Source organism: Clostridium sp. UBA4395 (assembly GCF_002390995.1).
GTDB lineage: Bacteria > Bacillota > Clostridia > Clostridiales > Clostridiaceae > Clostridium_J > Clostridium_J sulfidigenes.
Genome location: NZ_DGRF01000037.1, coordinates 95,068 through 101,666, shown reverse-complemented (window position 1 = coordinate 101,666; position 6,599 = coordinate 95,068). Strand labels below are relative to the sequence as shown.

The following is a 6,599-nucleotide window of genomic DNA, read 5'->3' as shown; positions in this document are numbered from 1 at the left end:
GGTACTTTTTCAGTACCCTCCAATTTGCGACTCCCTTTAATTTAAACTTTACTCTATGGATTTTAGTGCATCTATCATATTTATATTTTTTAATTTTATATGCATCATTATCATAACTAATATGGCAAAAAACATTGTAATTAATCCAGAGATTACATAACTGCTCATGTCTACAGTTGGTATCATCATCATATTATCCATTTCTGCTGTACTCACTAAAAATACATATAATATTTTACCCATAACTGACCCTGCAAGTATACCTAATATTGTTAGTATTATGTTTTCTCTAAATATATACATGGCAACTTCATTATCATAAAAGCCTAGTACCTTTATGGTAGATATCTCTCTTATACGTTCAGATACATTTATATTAATTAAATTATATAATACAACAAATGCTAAACTTCCAGAAGCAACTATTATTACTATCATAACTAAGCCTAAATCAGCAGATTCACTTAAGCTTCTTAGCTTTGAAGCAAGGGTAACATTTACTACTTTATCATTGTCCATAAGGGTAGTAGATATTTTATTATCATCTTCTCTATTAGAATTTAACTTTAATAATTGTGCATTATATTTAGGAGCACTTTTAAATATCTCTTTATAATAGGATGGTGATAGATATATATAATGTCCAGCATAATTTTCTACTATGTTATCTACTTTAACCTGATGAGAATTATTATCCGAATCTGTTAAAGTTACATAATCCCCAGCAGATACCCCTAAAACATTTGCCAGCTTTTCATTTATAATTACTCCACTATCTGATAGTTTGTACTCAGTTCCACTTTCTCTATGGTTTAATAAAATATATTTATTTAATTCATCTATATTTTCTGGTACATACATAATAGCACTTTGCTTACTTACACCTTCTTTAATGAAGGTTACTGAATCTTGATGAATATTTAAGCTACTCTCATATCCTTTTAAGTTATTTAAACTACTTTCATATTCCTCATCTTCTTTTTTACTATTATTATCATCAAATACTACCATAGCATCATACTTTAATAATTTCCCAAATTGAATATCCATAACTGAAGAATTTGATTTTTCAAGAGATATCCCTGCAACAAGCATAGCCATACATCCTGATATACCAAGTATTGTCATTAACATCCTTTGCTTATATCTAAAAAGATTTCTAAAGGTAACCTTTTGATTAAAGTTCAGTCTTTTCCATAAAGGTGTAATTCTTTCTAATAATATCTTTTTACCAACCTTTGGAGCTTTTATTCTCATTAAATTAGAAGGATTTTCTCTTAATTCCTCTTTTAATACAATTAATGATGCTCCTACAGTACAAAGTATTGAAGCTACTAAAGATTGAATTATATAGGATGGATAATAGCGTATTTTTACCTTTGGTAATGCAAATGCAGATGAATAAGCTTTACTAATTATATATGGAAGGATACTGCTTCCAACTACAATACCAAGGACACTACCAACAATACTAGCTAATGCTGCATAAACTATGAATTTCCTAGCTATTTCTAAATCCTTATAGCCTAATGCCTTTAGAGTTCCTATTTCCACTCTATTTTCTTCCACCATCCTAGTCATTGTAGTTAAGCATATAAGTGCTGCAACTAGGAAGAAAAACACAGGAAATACTGAAGCTATCTTATCTAAGCTATCAATTGATCCTTTGTAAGTTGCGTAACCAGGATTATCATTTCTATCAAAGAAATAATACTTACTATTATCTAACTCATTTAATTTTTCCTTTTCTTCATCTATCTCTTTTCGCCCATCTGCAAATTTTGCTTTATTCTCCTTGATATCCTTCTCTCCATGAAGAAGTTTTTTCTCTGAAGCTTCAAGTTCCTTCTTAGCCTTATCAAGTTCTAACTGTCTTTGCTTTTTACCTTCCTCAAGTTCTTTTTTACCTTTGATAAGTTCCTCTTTCCCTATGAGTATTTGCTTTTCAGCTGCTTCAAGTTGTATCTTGCCTTCATTAAAACTTTTAACTTTCTCCTCATAGGCAATTATACCTTGTTGATACTGAGTTATTCCAGCTACTAAAGTTTCTACCTTAGACTTATTCTCACTTGCACTTTTACTAGCACCTTCTACTCCTTGTGCCATACTAATCACTAAAGAAACATTAGTTGGGTCTTTTTCTAAACTACTTACTAAACTACCTAATTCATTTAAACCTAAATTAGGATTAGATAAAGCACCTTTCCAATACTGAATTTTTTCCTTTGAAACTTTTTCACCTTCTTTAGTGTTCTTTGCTGTTTCTCTCATATCACTAGAAAGTGCATTGTATGTCCCTATTAAAACTTCTAAATTATATATTTGGTTTTCATACTCTATCGTGCTTTTAGTTGGATCAATGCCTTGTTTTAAAAATCCTTCCTTAGCATTATCAAGTTGAATTTTTCCTGCCTCTAGCTGTTTCTCACCCTGTAAAAATTGCTCTTTTTGTTTATCAAGTTCTTTCTGACCTTTGTCTAACTCTCTTTCACCTTCAATTAATTTCAGTTCACCAGCTTTAATTTCTTGCTGATACTTTTCTGCAAACTCTTCATATTGATTTTTACCATTAATAAGCTTTGCTCTACCTTCATCTAATTCTTTTTCAGCATCTTCAAGTTTTTTTTCACCATCTTCTATTTTTTTATAAGCCTTACTAAGCTCCTTTTCTGCCTCTAATTTTACTTCTTCAATTCTTTCTACCACTCTATTTGAGTATAAACTTTTAAGATACTTATTATTTTCCTCCATCTTATCCTTATACTCATCACTATATGCACCAAGATTAGCTACATTTCTAAATCGTACATATACTTCCGTATACACATCCATGGATATATCTAAGCTATTTAATATTGCAAAATAGTCTACACTTCCTTTTCCAACGGTAGTTGTTCCCCTAGATATATTTTCTATATACATAGGACTTTGTACAAATCCAACAATTTTAAAAGTTTTCTCCTTAAAGTATTCATCTAGCTCTTCATCAGATTCTATGGTATAGGTATCCCCTATGTTTAAATTTTTATCTTCCTTTAAAGCATTTTTATCTAAAGCTATCTCACCACTATTTTCAGGCAATCTCCCTTTTGTAACAATAAATTTATTTATATTACTAAAGTCCTTCTTATTATATTCCATAAACTTAACCACATTATTTATATTAGTTAAATTTACATCTATACTAGATGTTCCAAAGTAATCTAAAATTTCATCCTTATTCTCAAGTAGCTTTAAATCATTTTCATTAAGACCTATACTAGACACTATCTTGCTATCCATTAGATTTTGCTCTCTAAAAAATTCATTTATGGACTCTTTTAAATCTGGCCCACTGGATTTAATTCCAGAGTAAAAAGCAACTCCTAAAAAAATTATAGCGAGTATTGATATAAACCTTGCTTTAGAAGATAATATTTCCCTTATTATTGATTTTTTATATGCTCCATTTTTCATCTTCTACCCTCTACCACTCTATGTCTTCAACTGAAACAGGATTTTTATTCACTTCAACACTTGTAACCTTTGCATCCCTAATTTTTATAACTCTATCTGCAATAGGCCCAAGGGCTGAATTATGGGTTATAACAATTACTGTTGTCCCTGTGTTTTTGCATGTATCCTGTAATGTCTTTAAAATCTGTTTTCCTGTTTTATAGTCAAGGGCTCCAGTTGGCTCATCACATAAAAGCAACTTAGGATTTTTAGCTATAGCCCTTGCTATAGAAACCCTTTGCTGTTCTCCTCCTGATAATTGAGATGGAAAATTGTTTTTTCTATGATCAAGTCCCACTAACTCAAGAGTTTTATCAACATCTAAAGCATCCTTTGAAATTTGTGTAGACAATTCCACGTTTTCCTTTGCAGTTAAGTTTTGAACTAAATTATAAAACTGGAATACAAACCCCACATCATGTCTTCTGTACTTAGTAAGTTGTCTCTTATTAAACTTAGATATATCAACGTTATCAATAATTATTTCACCTTCATCACAAGTATCCATTCCTCCAAGTATATTGAGCACAGTTGTTTTACCTGCACCACTTGGCCCTAGAATAATAGTAAACTCTCCCTTTTCTATAGAAAAATTAATACCATTATTTGCTGCAATGGTAGTTTCTCCAACCTTGTATCTTTTATATTCATCTTTTATCTCTATGTATGACATGTTGCCCTCCCTAATCAATACTACCTTTAAATACTCAATGTCATTAAATAGACACCTTGTTTAGTTAATGCTATAATTCAAGTATAAATAATATATGGATTAGTTACAATAATCACATATTTTCATAGTGTTATTAAATATACATTTTAACGAATTTTGTTTATTTAATAACATATAATTAATAATTGCTTTAATTAATACTAAAAAAGGATGAGTTAAATGGCAGGCGTTAAAGGAAATAGAAGAATTTTATATACTAAAAAAATAATAAAAGAAAGTTTAATTGACTTACTTAAACATAAGAAAATTCATGAAGTTACCGTTACTGATATCTGCAAAAAATCAGATATTAATAGAGGAACTTTTTATACCCATTACAAAGATACCTATGACTTACTTAAATCCTTAGAGGATGAACTATTTAATCAAATCTTAGAATATATCGAAGAAACCCCAGTTGAAGAATACAAAGATGTTTTATTGCTTAAAGCTCTTGAATTAATTCAAGAAAACAAAGAATTATGCCAGATTTTATTCAGTAAACAAATGGAAAACAACATTATGGATCGTATTATTTACGTAGCAAGTAAATCTAAAATTGATAAGCTAGTTAGGGATTCAAAAGTAGATGATAAATTTTTAGATTACTTTATAAAATACTCTGTAGGAGGAGTTGTTTCAGTTGTTCAAACATGGCTAGACAATGATTTAAAGGAATCTCCTAAAGAAATAGTTAACATTATAAATAGTATTATCTCTTTTCGACCTTAATATTATTAATAACTAAACAAAGAAGCTAAAAATCTAGATATAACTTGGTATCTAGATTTTTAGCTTCTTTATTATCTGATTATTTATTTTTTTCTAATTGCTCTTTAACTAATTTCCCAATTTCACTATACTTACTATTTATAAGCCCATAGTTATCTTTAACATGTGGAACCATACATCCACTACAGTCCTTTATTCCGTCTTCAGTAATTTTGAAATTACCACCACATTTATCAGCTAATGCGTAAAGTGGGCAATAACAAAATAGGCAATTAAACTCCTCAGGTTTATTAGTTTTGTGACAAGGGAAATATTCACATTCCTTATTTTGATGAAAAGCATAATGCTTACCTTCCCAATATTTATCTATCATTTTTTCTCCCCCTACCCTTTATCCTTAGTGTAAAGTTTTTTACACTATTTATCTTATACTTTTTATTATACAGTGTGTGATTATAACCGTCAATTTCTAGCATCTATAACCTTTAATATAGAATCAGCTGCTTTCTTTGCACCTCCAGCATTTTTGAAACCGTCTGCTAATTTATTTGCATTTTTCTTATAATCATCATTATTCATAACCTGTAATACTGCATCTTTTAAGGATTTAGGATTATTACCTTTTAAAAAGATCCCAGCTTTCAGATCAGCAACTCGTCTTGCTACCATTCCTTGCTCTTCATGCTGTGGATATAACACCATAGGAACACCATAATACAAGCTTTCATTAACACTATTCATACCACAATGAGTAATAAATACATCTGTATTTTGAAGCACTATAATTTGCTCTACACTATTTCTAACCTTAAAATTATCTGGTATATAGCCTAAGTCTTCAATTACAGTATCTTTTCCAACTGACATAACCACATGAAAATCACAAGTTTCAAAGGCTTTTATACAATTTTTATAAAACTTTTTATTTTTGTTATTTACTGTTCCCAAGGAAATATATATTTTTTTACGCTTTCTTTCCTCATATTCAGCCTTAACATTAGATATTGAAGGACCTATAAAGGAATATTTATCTGAAAAAGTCTCTACCATTGGTTGAAACTCCTTTGAAGTATATACAATAGTATTTGTATCATTATCATTTTGAATTATAGAAATAAAATTCTTAACATTATATCCATGGTTTCGTAAAAGCTCTATTTTCTTATTAATACGACTCATGCCTAAAATCATAGGTATAACTTCCTTAAAGCTTTTCTTCATCATCTTTGCTGTATACTGATTAAATGCAAAGGTTGTTGTAGAACATACATAGGAAATATTCAATTTTTCTGCAAATAGCTTACCCCAAAAACATAAAGAATCTGATACAATACAATCTGGATTAAACCCTTTAAGTTCATTACATACTTTTTCATCTAAAGCTATAGTGGTATCTGCTATCATCTCAATTAAAGCAGCAAAATCCTTCCCAATTTTTTTCTCATCCCCAGGCTTTAATTCTGGAAGATACTCATTACAACTAATAAATTTTGCACCTGCTCCTTCAATCTTTTCTTTAAATTCATCAAAAGAATAATACCATACTTCATGACCTCTATATGATAATTCACGTACTACCTCAATTGTAGGATTCGTATGTCCATGTGCAGGAATGCAAAAAAATAATATCTTACTCATATTATAATCCTCCCCTTTTAAC

At 29.7% G+C, this 6,599-nt stretch carries 5 protein-coding genes; 1 reads left to right on the top strand and 4 read right to left on the bottom strand.

Going from position 1 to position 6,599, the window contains the following annotated elements; all coding sequences use genetic code 11:
- Positions 1-48 precede the first annotated feature (48 nt).
- A complete protein-coding gene (locus B2694_RS06035) occupies positions 49-3,456 on the bottom strand; it encodes an FtsX-like permease family protein (RefSeq protein ID WP_346884979.1) in 3,408 nt (1,135 codons plus the stop codon).
- A 10-nt stretch (positions 3,457-3,466) separates the two neighbouring features.
- The gene (locus B2694_RS06030) at positions 3,467-4,168 is read right to left on the bottom strand and encodes an ABC transporter ATP-binding protein (RefSeq protein WP_346884978.1); all 702 of its coding nucleotides are present in this window, start codon (positions 4,166-4,168) and stop codon (positions 3,467-3,469) included.
- A 219-nt stretch (positions 4,169-4,387) separates the two neighbouring features.
- Here B2694_RS06030 and B2694_RS06025 point away from each other — a divergent pair, with 219 nt between their 5' ends.
- The gene (locus B2694_RS06025; RefSeq protein ID WP_346847230.1) at positions 4,388-4,939 is read left to right on the top strand and encodes a TetR/AcrR family transcriptional regulator; all 552 of its coding nucleotides are present in this window, start codon (positions 4,388-4,390) and stop codon (positions 4,937-4,939) included.
- A 79-nt stretch (positions 4,940-5,018) separates the two neighbouring features.
- Here B2694_RS06025 and B2694_RS06020 read toward each other — a convergent pair whose 3' ends face one another.
- On the bottom strand, positions 5,019-5,312 hold the full coding sequence (locus tag B2694_RS06020) for a cysteine-rich small domain-containing protein (protein ID WP_346884977.1): 294 nt from the start codon (positions 5,310-5,312) through the stop codon (positions 5,019-5,021).
- 89 nt (positions 5,313-5,401) lie between these two features.
- The gene (locus B2694_RS06015) at positions 5,402-6,577 is read right to left on the bottom strand and encodes a macrolide family glycosyltransferase (protein ID WP_346884976.1); all 1,176 of its coding nucleotides are present in this window, start codon (positions 6,575-6,577) and stop codon (positions 5,402-5,404) included.
- Positions 6,578-6,599: the final 22 nt, after the last annotated feature.

Coding starts and splice junctions, on each gene's coding strand:
- B2694_RS06030 (WP_346884978.1), bottom strand. CDS start 4,168: ATGTCATACATAGAGATAAAAGATGAATATAAAAGATACAAGGTTGGA.
- B2694_RS06015 (WP_346884976.1), bottom strand. CDS start 6,577: ATGAGTAAGATATTATTTTTTTGCATTCCTGCACATGGACATACGAAT.
- B2694_RS06020 (WP_346884977.1), bottom strand. CDS start 5,312: ATGATAGATAAATATTGGGAAGGTAAGCATTATGCTTTTCATCAAAAT.
- B2694_RS06025 (WP_346847230.1), top strand. CDS start 4,388: ATGGCAGGCGTTAAAGGAAATAGAAGAATTTTATATACTAAAAAAATA.
- B2694_RS06035 (WP_346884979.1), bottom strand. CDS start 3,456: ATGAAAAATGGAGCATATAAAAAATCAATAATAAGGGAAATATTATCT.